General features: G+C 43.7%; 12 protein-coding genes and 1 pseudogene. 4 read left to right on the forward strand and 9 right to left on the reverse strand.

Going from position 1 to position 19,019, the window contains the following annotated elements; all coding sequences use genetic code 11:
• Window positions 1-151 precede the first annotated feature (151 nt).
• The 3 genes from V7K56_RS29610 to V7K56_RS29620 form a co-directional block, all read right to left on the reverse strand.
• On the reverse strand, window positions 152-3,004 hold the full coding sequence (locus V7K56_RS29610) for a hypothetical protein (RefSeq protein WP_334916429.1): 2,853 nt from the start codon (window positions 3,002-3,004) through the stop codon (window positions 152-154).
• 357 nt (window positions 3,005-3,361) lie between these two features.
• Complete coding sequence (locus tag V7K56_RS29615; protein WP_334916431.1) at window positions 3,362-6,337, reverse strand: beta strand repeat-containing protein; 2,976 nt, start codon at window positions 6,335-6,337, stop codon at window positions 3,362-3,364.
• A 92-nt stretch (window positions 6,338-6,429) separates the two neighbouring features.
• On the reverse strand, window positions 6,430-6,615 hold the full coding sequence (locus V7K56_RS29620; RefSeq protein ID WP_334916433.1) for a hypothetical protein: 186 nt from the start codon (window positions 6,613-6,615) through the stop codon (window positions 6,430-6,432).
• Window positions 6,616-6,929: 314 nt separating this feature from the next.
• On the opposite strand from V7K56_RS29620, the gene V7K56_RS29625 reads away from it, so the two are divergent.
• On the forward strand, window positions 6,930-7,505 hold the full coding sequence (locus tag V7K56_RS29625) for a Uma2 family endonuclease (protein WP_334916435.1): 576 nt from the start codon (window positions 6,930-6,932) through the stop codon (window positions 7,503-7,505).
• Window positions 7,506-7,643: 138 nt separating this feature from the next.
• On the opposite strand, the gene V7K56_RS29630 is transcribed toward V7K56_RS29625, so the two are convergent.
• The 3 genes from V7K56_RS29630 to V7K56_RS29640 all read right to left on the reverse strand — a co-directional run bounded on the left by V7K56_RS29630 (window position 7,644) and on the right by V7K56_RS29640 (window position 10,796).
• Entirely contained in the window at window positions 7,644-8,879 is a 1,236-nt protein-coding gene (locus V7K56_RS29630) for a DUF445 domain-containing protein (protein WP_334916437.1), read from the reverse strand.
• Between the two features lie 165 nt (window positions 8,880-9,044).
• Complete coding sequence (gene ubiE / locus V7K56_RS29635; protein ID WP_334916439.1) at window positions 9,045-9,749, reverse strand: bifunctional demethylmenaquinone methyltransferase/2-methoxy-6-polyprenyl-1,4-benzoquinol methylase UbiE; 705 nt, start codon at window positions 9,747-9,749, stop codon at window positions 9,045-9,047.
• A gap of 90 nt (window positions 9,750-9,839) precedes the next feature.
• Window positions 9,840-10,796: a response regulator gene (locus V7K56_RS29640; RefSeq protein ID WP_334916441.1), complete on the reverse strand. Its 957-nt coding sequence runs from the start codon at window positions 10,794-10,796 to the stop codon at window positions 9,840-9,842.
• Window positions 10,797-11,100: 304 nt separating this feature from the next.
• Between V7K56_RS29640 and V7K56_RS29645 the strand changes: the two genes are divergently transcribed.
• On the forward strand, window positions 11,101-12,189 hold the full coding sequence (locus V7K56_RS29645; RefSeq protein ID WP_334916443.1) for a RuBisCO accumulation factor 1: 1,089 nt from the start codon (window positions 11,101-11,103) through the stop codon (window positions 12,187-12,189).
• Between the two features lie 474 nt (window positions 12,190-12,663).
• Window positions 12,664-13,437: an aquaporin Z gene (gene aqpZ / locus V7K56_RS29650; protein ID WP_334916445.1), complete on the forward strand. Its 774-nt coding sequence runs from the start codon at window positions 12,664-12,666 to the stop codon at window positions 13,435-13,437.
• A gap of 404 nt (window positions 13,438-13,841) precedes the next feature.
• Here aqpZ and V7K56_RS29655 read toward each other — a convergent pair whose 3' ends face one another.
• From V7K56_RS29655 to V7K56_RS29665, 3 genes and pseudogenes are all read right to left on the reverse strand, one after another.
• A complete protein-coding gene (locus V7K56_RS29655) occupies window positions 13,842-14,522 on the reverse strand; it encodes a class I SAM-dependent methyltransferase (protein ID WP_334916447.1) in 681 nt (226 codons plus the stop codon).
• A 140-nt stretch (window positions 14,523-14,662) separates the two neighbouring features.
• Window positions 14,663-14,768, reverse strand: a pseudogene (locus V7K56_RS29660) (IS1 family transposase); the annotation flags it as partial.
• Between the two features lie 527 nt (window positions 14,769-15,295).
• Window positions 15,296-16,462 (reverse strand): FAD-dependent monooxygenase, encoded by a 1,167-nt coding sequence (locus tag V7K56_RS29665; RefSeq protein ID WP_334916449.1) that lies wholly within the window; start codon window positions 16,460-16,462, stop codon window positions 15,296-15,298.
• 116 nt (window positions 16,463-16,578) lie between these two features.
• Between V7K56_RS29665 and V7K56_RS29670 the strand changes: the two genes are divergently transcribed.
• Window positions 16,579-19,008, forward strand: a complete 2,430-nt coding sequence (locus V7K56_RS29670; protein WP_334916451.1) for an ATP-dependent helicase — start codon at window positions 16,579-16,581, stop codon at window positions 19,006-19,008.
• Window positions 19,009-19,019 lie beyond the last annotated feature (11 nt).

Raw genomic sequence — 19,019 nt, forward strand, 5'->3', positions numbered from 1 at the left:
TACTACTAAAAATCTAAACAATTGAAGAAGTCAGAATAACTGTTGAGTGTGAACACAATGAAATATATACAACTTTTATGTGGAACAGCTAATGAACGGGGGTTGCCACAGTGGTACAAATCTCTTCTCGAAGTTTGCTGTTCCAAGCGAGTTACGCTTGAATAATAAAGTCAGATATCGAGAGATTTGGCGCACCAACCAGAGTCGCAAATTGACCGCCATTGCCGAAACCCTCCGCACTGCCATTTTGGTTGTAGAACAATTGCCCAGTCACAGGGTTGTAGACAATTCTCGCTGTGCTGGCTTGACCTAAATTAGTGACTTGAAAATCACTCTTGTTACTGAAACCTGTTCCGGGAGTAGAAGCGATCGCACTAAAAATAGTCTTATCCAATACAATTTTGTCACCTTCAGAACTGTTGAAGTCACTAATGGTATCTATATCAGGGCTGTAAAAAGTAGGAATGGTGTTGAAAAGAAATCTATCAGCACCTGCACCGCCAACGAGAGTATCATCGCCAAAATTACCGATGAGGGTATCATTACCAGTACCACCGCGCAGCAAATCATTGCCATCCTTACCGTCGATGATGTCATCACCTCCCTGACCATTAATCACATCATTTGAGTTGTCAAAACTCGTGATGTTATTGTTAAGGTCATTGAGGAAAGTTACCGTGTTCTTGTTAAACAAGTTAGTTTGAGTGGAGTTAGCATCGAAGACATCAAAACTGTCAGTGATGCTGATCTTTTGATCAAACAGGATATTGCCAATAGCTGGTCTGGTATCAGATGCTGGTAAATCATCCAGGTTTTCTAATTTGAAGTTTTGCAGAATGACTTTGGTGTTAGCGACATCTTCAAAAGTTACTTCTAGATTGTTGCCATTTTGAGTTAATTGCAGATTTTTAGCAGTCAATCCACTATCTGTAAAATCCAACGTGTCAACTTGAGAAATCACCCCTGCTGAAGGTTTTGAATCTTTACCGATGCCGCCAAAGTCGGTGATGATGTCGATGCCATCGCCTCTTAAGAAGATGAATTTGTCTCGACCACCGTTACCAGTGAGCTTGTCGTTACCAGCTTTGCCCTCGATGATATTATTGTTGCGTGTGCCTGTGAGAATATCTGCACTCTTGGTTCCCGTGATGAATTTCTGGATAGAACCCAAGGTAGTAGTTGCCACTACACTGGTGTTAAGAGGAGCCTCTCCGTCATCGACGACAAACTCAATTGTGGTGTTAATAGTGGTAGCTGTACTGTTGTAGGTAAGGCTGTTGAGGACTTGTCGGTAATTGGCAATGGTATCCGTGCCGCTAAGGGTGAGAGTGCCTGTGGTGGGGTTGTAGGTAGCCGTGATATTACCAACAGTAGTGGCATTGAGAGTTTCGGTAGCATCTTTCAAGAGATTGGTAATGGTGATAGTGGCACCTGCTAGGGTAGTTTTGTTGTCGCTCAGGGTAAAGTCGTGATCAATGATGGAGACGGGAGTACCGCTAAAGGTGGTGCTAAAATCAATACCCTGTGAGTTACCGTTGAGGTCGAGGACGGGAGCGCGGTTGCCAAACACCACATAGCTCTGCCCTGAGACGTGCTCTGAGATGAAGCCGTCGCCCCAGAGACCTCCTGCCGCGATAATCAGGTCGTCAAGACCGTCGCCGTTGAAGTCTCCCACACTGCTGACAGAAAAGCCTGAATGGTCATCTGGATTGATGCCGTTAATGGCAAAGCCATTAGTGCCGTTGAGCGTGGAGAGGTTGAATTGGGCACCAAAACTTTCCTTGCTGCCAAATACCACGTAGCTCTGCCCTGATTTGGTGCCGTTGGGGGAGGCAAGTGGTGCCCCGATAATCAGGTCGTCAAGACCGTCGCCGTTGAAGTCTCCCGCACTGCTGACAGATGAACCCTCATTTGCATTGATGACGTTGATGGCAAAGCCATTAGTGCCATTGAGGGTGGAGAGGTTGAATTGGGCACCAAAACTTTCCTTGCTGCCAAACACCACGTAGCTTTGCTTAGAACTGTTGAAGTCCCTACCGTTGATAATCAGATCGTCAAGACCGTCGCCGTTGATGTCTCCTGCACTGCTAACAGAAATGCCTGAAGCGTCACTTGGATTGATGCCGTTAATGGCAAAGCCATTAATACCGTTAAGGGTGGAGAGGTTAAATTGGGCACTAAAACCAGACTTGCTGCCAAATACCACGTAGCTCTGCCCTGAATAAGAACCATTGGGGTCGGCACCTGGTGCCCCGATAATCAGGTCGTCGATGCCGTCGCCGTTGATGTCTCCCGCACTGCTGACAGAAGTACCTAAAATGTCACCTGGATTGATGGCTTTAATGACAAAGCCATTTGTGCCGTTGAGGGTAGAGACGTTGAATTGGGCACCAAAACTTTTCTTGCTGCCAAACACCACGTACCCCCGCCCTGACGCTGATTTAAAGGGGTTGGAACCAAAAGTTGGTGCCCCGAAAAGCAGGTCGTCAAGACCGTCGCCGTTGATGTCTCCCGCACTGCTAACAGTTATTATTGTGTTGTCAAACTTATTGATGGCAAAGCCCGACGCACCGTTGAGGGTGGAAGCGTCAATGCTGGCATCAAAATCTCCTTTGCTGCCAAACACCACGTAGTTCTGCCTGTTACCTGCTGCGTTGATAATCAGGTCGTCAAGACCGTCGCCGTTGATATCTCCCGCACTGCTAAGAGAGTAGCTTAATTGGGTATAATAGTTACCGTTGATGGCAAAGCCATTTGTACCGTTGAGGGTGGAGAGGTTGAATTGGGCACCAAAACTTTTCTGGCTGCCAAATACTACGTAGGTTTGCCCTGAATAAGCACCATTGGGGTCGGCATTCCTTGCCCCGATAATCAAGTCGTCAAAACCGTCGCCGTTGATGTCTCCCGCATTGCTAACGATGCCTGAACTGTCAAATCTATCGATATTAATGGCAAAGCCGTTAATACCGTTGAGGTTAGATAAGTTGAAAACTGAATTTGCCATGAGTTCGTCCTTTTGTTTCTACTACTAAAAATTTAAACAATTGAAGAAGTCAGAATGACTGTTGAGTGTGAACACAATGAAATATACAACTTTTATGTGGAACAGCTAATGAACGGGGGTTGCCACAGTGGTACAAATCCGAACTCGAAGTTTGGTGTTTGGAACTCGAAGTTTTGTGTTTAAAACTCAAAGTTTAATGTTTTGAACTCGAAGTTTGATGTTCTCTTCTTGAAGTTTGGTGTTCTGAGCTAGTAGTTTAGTGTTCTCTTCTCGAAGTTTGGTGTTCTCAACTCGAAGTTTGATGTTCGGGACTGGAAATTTGCTATTCAGAACTCGAAGTTTAGTGTTCCAAGGGAATTACGCTTGGATAATAAAGTCAGATGCCGAGAGATTTGGCGCACCAACCAGAGTCGCAAATTGACCGCCACTGCCGAAACCAGGCGCATTGCCATTTTCGTTGTAGAACAACTGCCCATTTACCGCATCGTAGATAATCTTGGCGCTGCTAATCCCCTCTACAATTGTCAATTGTGACAGGTCTAAACCAATACTTTGAAAATCACTCTCGTTACTAAAACCTATTCCCGGAACAGAAGTAACTGCATTAAAGGTAGTCTTACTCAGTACAATCTTGTCACTTTCAGAACTGTCAGAACTGTCAGAACTGTTGAAGTCACTAATGGTATCTAGACCAACATCAGTGCGGTTAAAAGCAGCACTGGTGTTGTAAACGAATCTGTCATCATCAGCACCACCTGTGAGTACGTCATTACCAGCACCGCCAACGAGAGTATCAGAGCCAAAGTTATAATAGTTACTATAACCAGAATCTCCGATGAGGGTATCATTACCAGTACCACCGCGCAGCAAATCATCGCCACCCAAGCCGTTGATGATGTCATCACCTCCCTGACCATTAATCACATCATTTGAGTTGTAAAAACCCGTGATGTTATTGTTAAGGTCATTGAGAAAAGTCACCGTGTTCTTGTTAAACAAGTTAGTTTGAGTGGAGTTGGCATCAAAGACATCAAAACTGTCAGTGATGATCGTCTGGTTATTAAATAGGATATTGCTGATCGCTGATCTGGTATCAGATGCTGGTAAATTATCCAAGTTTTCTAATTGAAAGTTTCGCAGAATGACTTTGGTATTAGCAACATCCTCAAAAGTTACTTCTAGATTGTTACCATTTTGAGTTAATTGCATATTTTTAGCAGTCAATTCCGATCCTGTAAAATCCAAGGTATCAACTTCAGCAATCACCCCTGCTGAAGGATTTGTGCCTTTACCGATGCCGCCAAAGTCGGTGATGATGTCGATGCCATCGCCAGGACGGAAGATGAATTTGTCTCGACCACCGTTACCAGTGAGCTTGTCGTTACCAGCTTTGCCCTCGATGATATTATTGTTGCGTGTGCCTGTGAGGATATCTGCACTCTTGGTTCCCGTGATCAATTTCTGGACAAAACCTAAGGTGGTGGTTGCAACTGCACTGGTGTTAAGAGGAGCCTCTCCGTCATCGACGACAAACTCAATTGTGGTGTTAACAGTGGTAGCTGTACTGTTGTAGGTAAGGCTGTTGAGGACTTGTCGGTAATTGGCAATGGTATCCGTGCCGCTAAGGGTGAGAGTGCCTGTGGTGGGGTTGTAGGTAGCCGTGATATTACCAACAGTAGTGGCATTGAGAGTTTCGGTAGCGCCTTTCAAGAGATTGGTAATGGTGATGGTGGCACCTACTAGGGTAGTGTTGTTGTCGCTGAGGGTAAAGTCGTGATCAATGATGGAGACGAGAGTGCCGCTAAAGGTGGTGCTAAAATCAATACCCTGTGAGTTACCGTTGAGGTCGAGAACGGGGGCGCGGTTGCCAAACACCACATAGCTCTGCCCTGAGCCGTTGAGGTCCGCTTGGGTGACACCATGTGTCCCGAAAATCAGGTCGTCAACACCGTCACCGTTGATGTCTCCCGCACTGCTGATAGACATGCCTGAAAAGTCACCTGGATAGATGTCGTTGATGGCAAAGCCGTTATTGCCGTTGAGGGTGGAGAGGTTGAGTTGGGCACCAAAACTGCCCTTACTGCCAAACACCACATAGCTTTGCCCTGAACTGGTGCCGTTGGGGGAGGCAGCTGGTGCCGCGATAATCAGGTCGTCAATACCATCGCTGTTGAAGTCTCCCGCACTGCTAACAGAGTAGCCTGAAAAGTCACCTGGATTGATGCCGTTGATGGCAAAGCCATTAGTACCGTTGAGGGTGGAGAGATTGAATTGGGCATCAAAACCCCCGTCGTTGCCAAACACCACGTAGCTTTGCCCAGACAGGGTGCCGTTGGGGGAAGCATATTGTGCCCCGATAATCAGGTCGTCAATACCGTCGCCGTTGATGTCTCCCGCACTGCTGACAGACCTGCCTGAACGGTCACCTGGATTGATGCCGTTAATGGCAAAGCCATTAGTACCGTTGAGAGTGGAGAGGTTGAATTGGGCAGCAAAACCGGACTTCCTGCCAAACACCACGTAGCTCTGCCCAGAATCGTTGCCGTTGGGCTCGGCACCATCTGCCCCGATAATTAGGTCGTCAATACCGTCGCCGTTGATGTCTCCCGCACTGCTGACAGACCTGCCTGAAGTGTCACTTGGATTGATGCCGTTGATGGTAAAGCCATTATTGCCGTTGAGGGTGGAGAGGTCAAAGTTTGCATCAAAACCTTTTTTGCTGCCAAACACCACGTAGCTCTGCCCTGAGGCATAGCCGTTGGAGGAGGCACTATATGCTCCGATAATCAGGTCGTTAATACCGTCGCCGTTGATGTCTCCCGCACTGCTGACAGAGTTGCCTGAACGGTCACCTGGATTGATGCCGTTGATGGTAAAGCCATTAGTACCGTTGAGGGTGGAGAGGTCGAATTGGGCACCAAAACCGGACTTGCTACCAAACACCACGTAGCTCTGCCCAGATGGGGTGTCGTTGGGCTCGGCACCATCTGCCCCGATAATTAGGTCGTCAATACCGTCGCCGTTGATGTCTCCCGCACTGCTGACAGACCTGCCTGAAGTGTCACTTGGATTGATGCCGTTGATGGTAAAGCCATTAGTACCGTTGAGGGTGGAGAGGTTGAATTGGGCAGCAAAACCGGACTTCCTGCCAAACACCACGTAGCTCTGCCCTGAGTAGTCGGCGGCACTAGATGCCCCAATAATCAGGTCGTCAATACCGTCGCTGTTGATGTCTCCCGCACTGCTGACAGAGTTGTCGAAACGGCCGATGTTGTTGATGGTGAAGCCCGACGTGCCGTTAAGGTTAGATAAGTTGAAAACTGAATTTGCCATGAGTTCGTCCTTTTATTTCTACAACTAAAAATTTAAACAATTGAAGAAATCAGAATGACTGTTGAGTGTGAACACAATAAAATATACAACTTTTATGTGGAACGGCTGATGAACGGGGGTTGCCACAGTGGTACAAATCCGAACTCGAAGTTTGGTGTTCTCAACTCGAAGTTTGATGTTCTCTTCTTGGAATTTAGTGTCTTGAACTCGGAACTTGGTGTTCTCAACTTGATGTTTGCAGCTTCATAGGCGATCGCTTCTTTGACTAGCAGTTTCAAAACTTCTTCTGGTGGTAACCGATCCAGATTTAGCTGCCCTAACCCTTCGTCAGAAAAAGTTGCTGAAGAAGTATATTTTCTGAATAAGTCTAACAGACTAACAGGGGTTATTAACTGGCTAAATAAAGAAGAAGGTAGAGGTTTTATTTAACCTGACAAACCTTTAAAAATCAAGATAAAAATTTGCTATTTTTTCAGCAATGTTTAGAGTAAATTACAATCGAAAATCTTTCTAAAGAAGATAAATTAAAGTTTGTATTTCAAACTAGGTTGAACAAGTGCTACGCTACAGTTAGCAAGATTAAAAGGCAATTATGACTGCCCTGATTCTGAACCTCAGCCCCGCCATTGAACTAACAGATGAGCAGTTCTTCCAACTGTGTCAAAATAATCAAGATTTGCGACTTGAGCGCACGGCAGAGGGAGAATTAATTATCATGCCACCAACTGGATGGGAAAGCGGAAATCGAAATAGTAGACTTACACAGCGCTTAGGTAATTGGGCTGACGCTGATGGCACAGGTTTGGCTTTTGACTCCTCAACAGGTTTCAAACTTCCTAATGGTGCAAATCGCTCTCCCGATGCATCTTGGGTCAGCCGAGAGCGATTAGAAGCCCTAAATCCAGACCCCGACAAATTTCTACCGATCACTCCAGATTTTGCGGTAGAATTACGCTCTGCTTCAGACAGTTTAAAGACTGTGCAACAAAAAATGCAGGAGTACATTGACAACGGTGTGCGTTTAGGATGGCTGATTGATCCGCAAAACCAACAGGTAGAAATTTACCGCTCAGGACAGGATGTTGAGGTTTTGCAATCGCCTACTAGCTTATCAGGAGAGGATGTATTACCTGGGTTTGTGCTAGATTTAGCACAGATTTTGAGTTAGATGATCGCTTTTTACTCATATCTCTTCTCAAAAGGCGTAGGCGTAGCCCGTCGTAGACATCGCTCAATTCCACTCACTCCATAGTTTGACGAAATTGCAACTATAATTTGATCAAATTTTACAAATAAAAACAAAAAATTAATATTGACTTAATATTAAAAATACCGTCTGCAATAACCCAATAACAAAACCTAAAACACCACCTAAAGTTACAATCGCCTGCAATTCATTTTTGACAATTCCCTCAATTGCAGCTTCTAAATCAGCCGGTGAAGTTGATTTTACACGGTCAACTATCACTTCATCTATCGACAAAATTGGAATAGCCTGCGCCACAATTGCTTCTAAATCTTTTTCCAAATACTTCTCTAAAATTAGAGCCAACTCTTGACTCATGACTTCTAAAGAAGTACTGACAACGGGTGAAGTACTAAGACGATTCAGCAGCACTACAGCAATATTTTGCCAATCAACAGAATCAGTTAATCCTTGTAAAAAATCACTGCCACTGTTTTGCAGGTAATGGCGGACACTTTCGCGGGTGGTCTTTCGTAGTTGACGCACCGTCCCCATTGGCAAGTTTTGTAATGATAAATTTTGCAGTAATTTACGAATGCGATCGCGCATCTGTAAATCTTGAGTCAATTCCTGCAAGCGAGTATTAGCAGCCTCTTTTTCATCCAAACAAAAAGTTCGTAGCCGTGTAAGAGTATTACGTAAGCCAAACAAATTTGCTACTACCCAATAAGTTCCACTGGTTTTTTCGCGGAAGCCTTCATCAATAATTTGAATGGTGCGATCGGTCAAAAAATCAACTATCGTTTGGCGCAGCACATCCGGCGGTAAAACTACTTGCAACAACCAATCAGCAAGCCGCGTAGCTTGTTCTTCACTCAGTTGAAATTCCAGCAATATCTGGTCAAAAATTTGATTGATCTGCACTTCCAAAAAGTCTTCACGCCGCGCTAAAACCTTGAGCAATCGTGGCAAGGATTCCCCTAGTAAATCCCGCAAAATTCCGGCTACAATTTTGGCACTTTTCTCATTTTTATCTGTTTTTATTTGTTCAATTGCCAAGCGCAACAACCAGAGAATTGCTGCTTGCACGCGTTCTGTTTGCAACAAACGCCGCGCCAGATTTTGCAATTCTTGTGGTGTCAACAGTGACCCCATGATTGTATTGGAAATGTTTTTAGCCAGACGCTCCTGATTGCGGGGGATCAATCCAGGTGTGAAGGGTACTCTTTGTCCAGCGATATAAATTGCTCGGTAAGGACGGAACAACATTTTGATGGCTATATCATTTGTGAAATAGCCAATAATTCCACCCAGTACCGGGGGAGACACATAAAGCCAAAGATGAGACCAGTCCAAGGGAAGAATTAAAAAAGTTAGGAGCTAGCATTAGAGACACGATTAATCGCGTCTGTACAAGAGGTTAGGAGTAGAAACACGATTAATCGCGTCTGTACAAGAGTTAGGAGTTAAGAATGATAAATTTTAAATGACAATTTATCTACTACTTATAATTCATAACTTTTAACTAATAACTCCTAACTTACTAAGCACTAGCACTCCCATCATACCGTTCGCAATGGGATAGTGTGTGGCAACTGCAAAACCAACTTGATGAGCTAACTCTATTTGCTCTTTACCGATGGGAAAGCGATCTAAGCTGGGACTGATGTAAGCGTATTCTTCTTTTAAGCCTAAATAATTGGCAACTGGTACCACCAAACTGTCCAGATACAACTGTTGAAAAGCGCGTAGCTGAGGATTACTCGGTCGATGAAAGTCTAAAATTGCGGCTTTAGCTCCCGGCTTCAAAACACGGTATAACTCTTGGAGACTCCGGGGAATATCTTTAACATTTCTTAAACCATAGCCCATTGTTGCGGCATCAAATTGGTTGTCGTCAAAGGGTAAATCGAGGACATCAGCTTCTACCCAGATGATAGTAGGTTGGGGGTACTGCCTTTGGGAGCGTTCTTTAGCGTTTTCTAGCAGGTTTTGGGAAAAATCCACTCCATACACCTGTCCTGTTGCTCCTATACGCCGTGCTAAACGTAAAGCTAAATCACCACTACCGCAACACAAATCTAATGCAGTATCTCCTGGTTTAGCTGCACTCCATTTTACTGCCATTTCCTTCCAGATTCGATGTTGTCCCAGACTCAACCAATCGTTCAACTGGTCATAAACTGGAGCAATACGGTTAAAAATGGACTGAATTTTGTTAGTCATTGGGCATTGGGCATGGGGCATTGGGCATGGGGCATTGGGCATTAGTCATTGGTATTTGACAAAGGACAAATGACTAATGACTAATGACAACTACACAATGGTTTGATGGCAGCCACTACTAGTAAGAGCGATCGCCACTAGTTGTGCTGATAAATTAATTAGCACTAATTCATCTTCTCGCAAAGTGCAGGGTTGTTTCCACTGTAGCGACAATACACCTAAAAGTTGATTACGATAGCTAATTGGGATCACTAAATGTGCTTGCACACCCGTATTTTTGTAGTGAATCGTATCAACTAATTTAGTGTCTTTCAGTACATTTAAGGAAACTTGCATTTGTCCCGTGGCCATCGCTTCGGTAGTTAGTGGGTCTTGAGATAGCCAATTTTCTATTGTACCTGTATCGCTGTAAGTTCCTTGAGTCGCAACCAGGGTATTTCCATCTGTAAGTTGTAAAATACAGCCGTCTGCCCCAAAAGTTTCACTCACAGCTCTAGCAATGGGAGCAAGAGTTTCTTCTAAGCTAGAAGCGGCTTGAGTTAACTGTACCAAAACACTTAGCAGCGCCATTTGAGCATGAGCACGGCGTAATTCTTCTGTACGTTGCTTGAGCAAGTCGTAGGTTTCTGCTGCTCTTTGCACCACCGCCTTCAGTTCCCCTGGGTCCCAAGGCTTGGTGATATATTTATAGACTTGTCCGGCATTAATCGCTTCTACCAAGTCTTCAATATCAGTAAATCCAGTGAGAATTATTCTCACTGTATCGGGGAACTGAGGTACAGTCTTGCTGAGAAACTCAGTCCCTTTCATTTCTGGCATCCGTTGATCGGAGATAATCACCGCTACCTCACCTTCTGCTGCCAAAACTTGTAGGGCGTTCACCCCACTATCAGCTTTGAGAACATTAAAGTCGCGTCGAAATGTGCGATAAAGTAAATCGAGATTATCTGGCTCATCGTCAACTACCAAGATTTTCAGCTTTTTTGGTCGTTCGAGAGTCATAACTTGAGATTGGACTTTATCAATTTCGAGATTAGGTTTATCCATAAGATTTTCCTTTAAATATTCACTCTCTTGTTATATTCCATACCAGTTTAGTTGAGAATAGCCGAAAATTGCCAAGGGTTTATACGGAGTTATTTTGCATATTTGAGAACGCTAATAGTGAGCGCTACAGAGGAAATTTGTCTAAATATCTAAATTAAAAAATGCTGCCCTATAAAAACCAACTAAATTAGCGAAACTATGGCAGTTTTGATCGTGGATGAGGTGTAGGTCTGGGTATAGATTAGAATAAGACTTGCTCATGAGGTGTTGATTAACCTCTCAAGTTGAAGCTCGCACTCCGATTATGACTGATTTACCACCCAACACTCAGAATCCCGAAGATAATACTACCAACGATGTAGCACAAGAGTTACTGCGAAGGCTGAGGCAAAAACAAGGCAACTGGGTGGAATGGGGAACCGCGATCGCCTCTTTGCTAAAAATCGGTTACAACCCTCAAGAAATTTTTGAGGCGACTGGATTTGAGCCGATTCAACAAAACCAGGTGGTTGTTGGTTCTCAAGTTTACAATTCTTTGGAAAAGTTTGGAGTATCGCCAGAAACGCGATCGCACTATGCTACACGTGGCAGCGATGTTTTATACGAGCTACGTTTACTTACTCAAGAAGAACGCGCCGCCGCCGCCGAATTGATTTTTGTCCACAAACTTAACGCTGATGAAGTAAAAGAAGTGGCAAAAGCAATTAAAGAATTCTCCTATTTCCGTACTTTACCAGAAGGGTTTTCTGCTCATCCTGGGGATGCTGTTGCTCACCAAGTTTGGAAACTGGCACGCCAAAATGCAGATTTACAACAGCGATCGCGCCTAATCGCCAAAGGTTTGCGTTTTGCTCATACGCCAGGTGCAAGGCAAAAAATCGAACAGCTGCTGACTGATTTTACTACCGTTCCCCAGCGTCCAGCGCCTATTTTTCCCTTTTACCGTCTGGAATTTGAGGAACAGTTACCCCGTATTTTACCTGTGGTAGGCGAGTTGCCATTATCGCGGCAAGACTTGCAAGCTGTACCCATACTGACAGAAATGGAACCATTTCGGATGGTCAAGTTTTCTGGAGAGCAAGCTTGGGTGCCCTTACCAGGTTGGCAAGTGCTACTGGCGGCAGAAGATCCAGTAGTGATTTTAGCAAATAGCGATCGCTTCCCCATCCAAACCCAAAGCCAAACGGAGCCAGTCTTAGTTGTGGTAGATCGTGCCCAACGAGAATGGGATGCCTCTAGCTACTTTGTCGTTGAAAATGGTGGTGAATTAGATTTTCAGTGGTTTGAAACTGAGCCAGAAATTCCTCTACTAGGACAAATTATTATCATCGTGCGTCCTAAGAAAATTCTGGATGAAGAATTAACTAAGGATTCATGGCAGATTGACGAATAAATTCAATTTTAGACGAGCTAACTGCGTAACATTCCCATACTTTCTGGTGTGGGAGTGTTGAAGATTAAACTATTAAAGCAAAAATTTCAACACAGTTGAGTGAATGAAAATCGGAAGTTGGTTTGAAGAATTAAGCCCAACATTTTTGGTGATTTGTTGGGTCTGCCTTCATACCATTACTAGATAAGCAAGCTACGCAATTTAAGGTTTTTAAAGCTAAGACCAACGGATTGCAACAAATTTATTATGAGAGCAAAATTATTAAGAAATTAAGTATTTTTTCTGTTATTTTAGCTTTTGCTGTATTTTCATATTTTATCATCCTTAATTAACTATTGAGAAAAAAATTCCTATTTTTTTTGATTTAGTTTCATAACGTAACAAAGGCAATAGATTTTCTGTTGACACGAATAACTTAAACATTGTGTAACGTAACTATCACTCATTTGTAGCGAAACAAGGAATTTTCCAAAAATGTCTCTCACAAAACGTTGTTTGGCAGAATTTATCGGCACATTTTGGCTTGTTTTAGGTGGCTGTGGTAGTGCTGTTCTAGCCGCAGCCTATACAGCAGATGCTGCAAAAATCAGCGAGAATACTTCTTTTCCATTGGGTATTGGATTAGTAGGTGTATCTTTGGCATTCGGGCTTACTGTCCTCACAGGGGCTTATGCTCTTGGTCATATTTCTGGTGGTCATTTCAATCCAGCTGTTTCCTTTGGACTGTGGGCAGGTAAGCGCTTTCCGGGATCTGACTTACTACCTTATATCGTCTCTCAAGTAATCGGTGCAGTTGTTGCTGCGGGCATTATCTACCTGATTGCTAGCGGCAAAACTGGATTTACCCTGACTGGCTCCAATCCACTGGCTACCAACGGTTACGGTACTCATTCTCCAGGTAGTTACACGCTGTTTGCTTGCTTCATTAGTGAAGTTGTGATGACTTTCATGTTTCTACTGATTATTCTGGGTGTGACTGATAGGCGTGCTCCTAAAGGATTTGCACCACTGGCAATTGGTTTTGGACTCACTTTAATTCACCTGATTAGTATTCCTGTAACCAATACTTCGGTTAATCCTGCCCGTAGTACTGGAGTTGCTCTATTTGCAGGTGTAGAACTTTTTTCCCAAGTCTGGCTGTTCTGGATAGCTCCGATTTTTGGGGCTATTTTAGCAGGATGGTTGTACGTAGCTGTTTTTAGTGAATCAACTGCGGACGAACGGCAAAATGTCAAAGAGCTAGTCTAAAAATCATTTTCAACTGTACGAGTTGACCCGTTTTTCTGGTTTTTATAGCAGTTCATTAAAACGGGCAATAGTTGGATCTGCATTGTTGCTATAATCAATCTCTAGATGAAGCTGCGTAGGCGCACCCCAACATAGGCATCGTTTGAGATTTCGTTTTTGGACTTCTTAACAATCCCCTAAGTGAACAAATTAGCCAAGCATTATTTGTTCACTTAGGGGATTAACACAATGTTTAATTGATCGTCCAGAAATTGCTACTCAATGCCAGGATATTCTTGTGGCTTTCTCACTGACGAAGACACTAATTAGTATTGTGTGTTGCGTGAACCGCAAGAATAACCGTAGTCCGGCGCGATCGCTAGCCAATTACTCTTGCTTACAACCAACTTATTGACAGTAACAAATCATGTTATTTTTTGATATTCAATCCGCACTTTCTTAACGTCAATTTGCTCAGACTCTAGGTATATAATCTTTTCTACTTGCTGTAATCCCAAACTTTCAAACTGGGCTAGTTCCGAGTCTGATAATGCCCAAGGTGGGCCAAAAGGTTCAGCTTCTGTATCCCGAACACGAGTAATCACTAGAAGTGTGCCACCGGGAGCCACAAGGGAGGCAACTGAAGAAATAACACTATAACGTAGATTTAACGGCAAAGCTTGAATATTGCGACATTCAAACACAAAATCAAAGGCTTGATGCCATTGTGAGGGAATTGCAAATAAATCTGCAACTAGATAGTTAACAGTCGAATCTGGAAATCGCTGTTGACACCAAGCGATCGCACTTGGAGAAATATCAAAAGCAGTTACCTCAAACCCCAGATGAGCTAAAGCTTCGGCGTCATCTCCTAAACCACAACCAATAACTAGGGTTTTTTGTCCAGTTTTCAATTGTTCATGATTGGTCAACCAATCTTGCAAATAAGGATGAGGAGCTGACTTAGCCCAAGGAATTTGTGCTGCATTACCTTTAGCTTTGGCATATAAAACTTCAAACCACACTGATGGTTGTGAGTTTCGCAAAGCTTGAGTAACTAATTGATTAATATCAAATTGTAAATCTTCTTTTTCTGGTTCCAACATAAAAACTATAACCACTCCTTTAGATGAAAGAGTTTCAATCGCTTACCAAATGCTCCCTGAAATCAGATGATTTCAATGATAATAGTGTATAAATAGGGCGTTGCTGAATGAAGGGATGAATTGGTTTATGTGGGTACAATTTAATACTTTAAGTAATAAAGTAATAATTTAATAGAGCAACGAGCGCATTTGTTCTGACTTAGAATAGCATAAAGTTTTTCGGTGAACTCGTGCAAGATAATGACGATTCTTGTTTTAGCTTCTCTGAGTATTCTTTTGGCGGATCGTATACGTCAACCCCTTCTCTGCAAGACGCTACGCGTAGCTTGCTTCCCCGCAGGGGTACGGGGAATTCAAAATTCACGCATTCAAAATTAATAATTCCTATAAATAAATTTAAGGACACAAAGAAAGAATGAAGTTAAAAGGATTTGGCGCAGCCTCACAAAGAAATGGTATCAAGAGCGTGAGAGATTTATGTATTGTGAAAAATGACTAATTTTTAAGTGTTGGGAGTATTTAGTTTAACTGTTACCGCAACTACCCCAGTTTTAACTGATACTGGCGGTAGTTATGGTTTAGTTTTTTTCTCCGCTTTGCTTTTCCCGTTACCTATGCCTCTGGATTCATCTAAAATTTCTCAGACAAATACAAGAGTGATGGAAGCTGTTTACGGACGCGCTCGTTTCCGTTATGGATGGAAGAAACAAGTCAAATCCTTTTCCCTTCTGCCAACTGAGCCTCCTGCCTTGTTTCTTGAAAGAGCGCTAAAATCAGTATTTATCGAGTTTCAAGCTAACTCTGTAAGCATGAATAGCTCTATAGTCATTGTCAAACTGTTGTGACAACAACTTCATTAATGTATTTCTTACTGCCACAACAAAAGAATTCTCTAATTGAGCAACTTTTCCTATTAATAAAGATTGTTCAACAATCTTTTTGGTGCGAACCAGCCGCAGCGATTCGTATTGGCGCAAAGCTTCTGCGGGGTCTGAATGTTCTAGCAAACACTGGGTAACGACTAGCGCATCTTCAATTGCCATGCACGCCCCTTGTCCCATCGTTGGTAGAGTTGGGTGTGCGGCATCACCAAGTAACGTGATGTTTGAAAAGCTCCATTTGGGAATCGGTACACGGTCATAGAGATCAGTCTTCAGAATACTGGTTTCATCGGTTGCAGCAATGAGTTCAGGAATGGGGGTAGGCCAATCTTGAAAAATTTCCTGAAGTTCTTGCTTGCGACCTACAGGTGCGTCAGATTGTCCTTCTGCGGCTTTAGATGCTACATACCAATACATTCGCCCTTTACCAATCGTCACAAATCCGAAGGCTTTGCCAGAACCCAAAAATTCACAGATGTATCCACGTTTATAAGTGTTAGGTATGTAATTCGTCAGACCTCGGTACGATGTCATCCCACGATAAATCGGTTTTACTTGACCAAACAGTTGCGATCGCACTTTTGATCTGAGTCCATCAGCTCCAATCAACACATCGCCGATTTCTGCTAAACCATCAGTAAAATAGGCAAGAACTTTGTTTCCAACTGGCTCGAAACGCTCAAATGTCTGACCCAAAACAAAATGCTCACTCGACAGTTTCCGCCAGAGCAGCGCCTGCAAATCAGCACGATGGATGGCTACAGCTGGCACTTCAAAATGATTGATGCAGAGGTTCATTAATTCTTTACCCATTTGGGAAAAGAACTGATAATTGGTAATTGGATCGCTCTCGCGTAACACATCGTCCAACACCCCTAACTCTTTTAGGACATGGGTAGCGTTCGCCCAAAGCGCGACTCCTGCCCCAACTTCGCGTAATGTTGTCGTGCGCTCGTAAACAATGGGTTCAAATCCAGCCCGGTAAAGAGCAAGCGCAGTTGCAGTGCCACCGATGCCACCGCCAACCAAAATAATTTTCTTTGTTGTTAATATCTTCATATAGCTATTAGCTAATTGGTTTGTAATTAAATATTTGTCACCACAGATAAACAGCAATAATTTTTCATATCTGCGGTTTTGGATTAAATCCTAAATTTAAAATATAAAATTTTATAATGTCAGACACTAATTTTACTGCTGCTTTACCTCCAGAATCACTCCACCCAGAATTGTCTGGGCTTCTGCCTGTGTCATCCCTACGGGCAGAAGCCATAGCACGCATCCGCAACAATTTACGTCCTGGACAACAACAAATGGCTGACTGGCAATCTGGCCCTTTGGCTATTTCAGCGGTTCCTGGTGCAGGCAAATCTACTGGGATGGCGGCGGCAGCAGCGATCGCAATTGCACGTCAATATGAGCGTTCATCCTCCCGCCGTCAGTTAGTAGTTGTTACTTTTACTCGCTCTGCTGCTGCCAATATTAAAGCGAAGATTCGCAAATTCTTACGAGATGATTTATCTCTACCTCAAACGGGATTTTTTGTTTATACCCTACATGGTCTAGCGTTGAACATTGCTAACCGCCATTCTGATTTGTCGGGTTTGCAGTTAGAAAATGTGATATTAATTACCCCAACCCAAAGTCACCGCTTTATCCGAACGGCTGTAGAACAATGGATTGTAAATAATCCCGATGTATATTTGCGATTATTACAAGGTCATCAATTTGACGGAGAAGAGACAGAAAGGTTGCGTCGTCAATCAGTGCTGCGAACAGAAGTATTGCCGGAATTGGCTAATACGGTAATTCATGAAGCAAAAAGTTCTGGAATATCGCCAGAAAAATTGCGGGAGTGGAGTAAACAAACCACAGACGAATATGCAATTTTGAGTGTAGCGGCGGGATTGTACGAGCAATATCAAAACTTGATGCGATCGCGTGATTTCATAGATTACGACGATATGATTTTAGCTGCGCTGCGCGTTTTAGAAAACGACAGTGCCCGTCACATCGAGCAAAACCAAATATTCGCCGTCTTTGAAGACGAAGCCCAAGATTCTAGCCCTCTTCAGACGCAGCTATTAGAAATTTTGGCTAGTAATGGGGAATATGAGGGGATGAATACAGATGCGAACAATCGCGTCTCTTGGCACTCCCCACTCAATTTAGTCCGAGTTGGCGACCCTAACCAGGCGATTAACTCTACCTTTACTCCAGCTGATCCGATTTATTTCCGGCAATTTTGCGAAGAGTGCGATCGCATCGAACGATTGGCAACGATGGATCGAGCTGGTCGCAGTACTAGAATTATCATTGAAGCCGCTAACTTTGCCCTGAAATGGATTAATAATCAGTGGTTAGCAACAACCAAAACCAACAACAAACAACAGACTCCTGACAATCGACAAGTACCATTTCGTTTGCAGACAATTCGCCCTGTGGAAGTTGGCGATCCGCAAGCTAACGCCAACCCCGCACGTGTAGGACGAGGATTAGAACTTTATACACCGCGCGATATTCATCACACCGTCGAATTGTTATCCCAAAGGGTAATTGAGTTATTTGCTGAAGACCCAACAAAAAATAGTGCCGCGATTTTAGTCCGAGAAAATCGTCAAGGACGCTGGTTAGCAGAGGCTCTGACACCTATGTGCAAAGAGCATAAAATTACACTTTACGATGTCGGAGAACGCGATCGCCGTTCCCATGTCCCCCAAGAAATTTTGGCATTATTGCAATTTTGCGATCGCCCCCACTCCCCCGATTACCTCAAAGCCGCTCTAGAAGCATTAGTACAGCGCCAATTAATTCCTACCCAAGACCTCAACGCCCTTGTTAGTCTGCCAGAAGAGTTTTTGTATCCTGGTCCCCTAGCAATACCCCAGCCAGAAACAGAACAAAAAGCTGCCCGCTTGTGTCGCAGTTTACTTCGCGCTCGCTTAGAACTACCCTTATACCAGCTAATTTCTTTTCTCGCCTTGACCTTAAATTATGACCAGGCAGAATTGGCAACTGCTGATAAACTCGCAGAACGTGTAAACCAGCAGATAGCTGGCAATAATTCGATGGGGGGAATGCTTTCAGCTTTAAGTGAAATCGTTAGTTCCGAACGGTTTGAACCAGTGGAAACCGAGGATTCGGAAGAACGTTATACCCGTCGCGGTCAACTGACGATTATCACTATGCACAAAGCTAAAGGGCTAGATTGGGACTATGTATTTCTTCCTTTTCTGCACGAAAATTTGATTCCTGGTAGATTTTGGGTTCCTCCTCAAAGCCAATTTTTAGGTGACTTTACCTTATCAGAAGTAGCCCGCGCCCAAATTCGCGCTACTCTCCATGAAGAATCTATCATACCGGATGTAAGTCAGGCATGGGAGGTGGCAAAGAATTTGAAAACATCTGAAGAATATCGTTTACTCTATGTTGCCATGACACGAGCAAAGCTTCTGCTGTGGATGTCTGCGGCGCAGAAAGCTCCCTTTACTTGGAGTAAACCGGATAATTTACAAGAACAAGCGCCTTGTCCAGTTTTTCCAGCATTAAAACGCCAATTCCCTGAATGTGTGGTGAATTTAGCGGCAATCAGCAAACAAGTATAAGGGATGGGGCA

Source organism: Nostoc sp., from assembly GCF_036917535.1.
Classification (GTDB): Bacteria; Cyanobacteriota; Cyanobacteriia; order Cyanobacteriales; family Nostocaceae; genus Nostoc.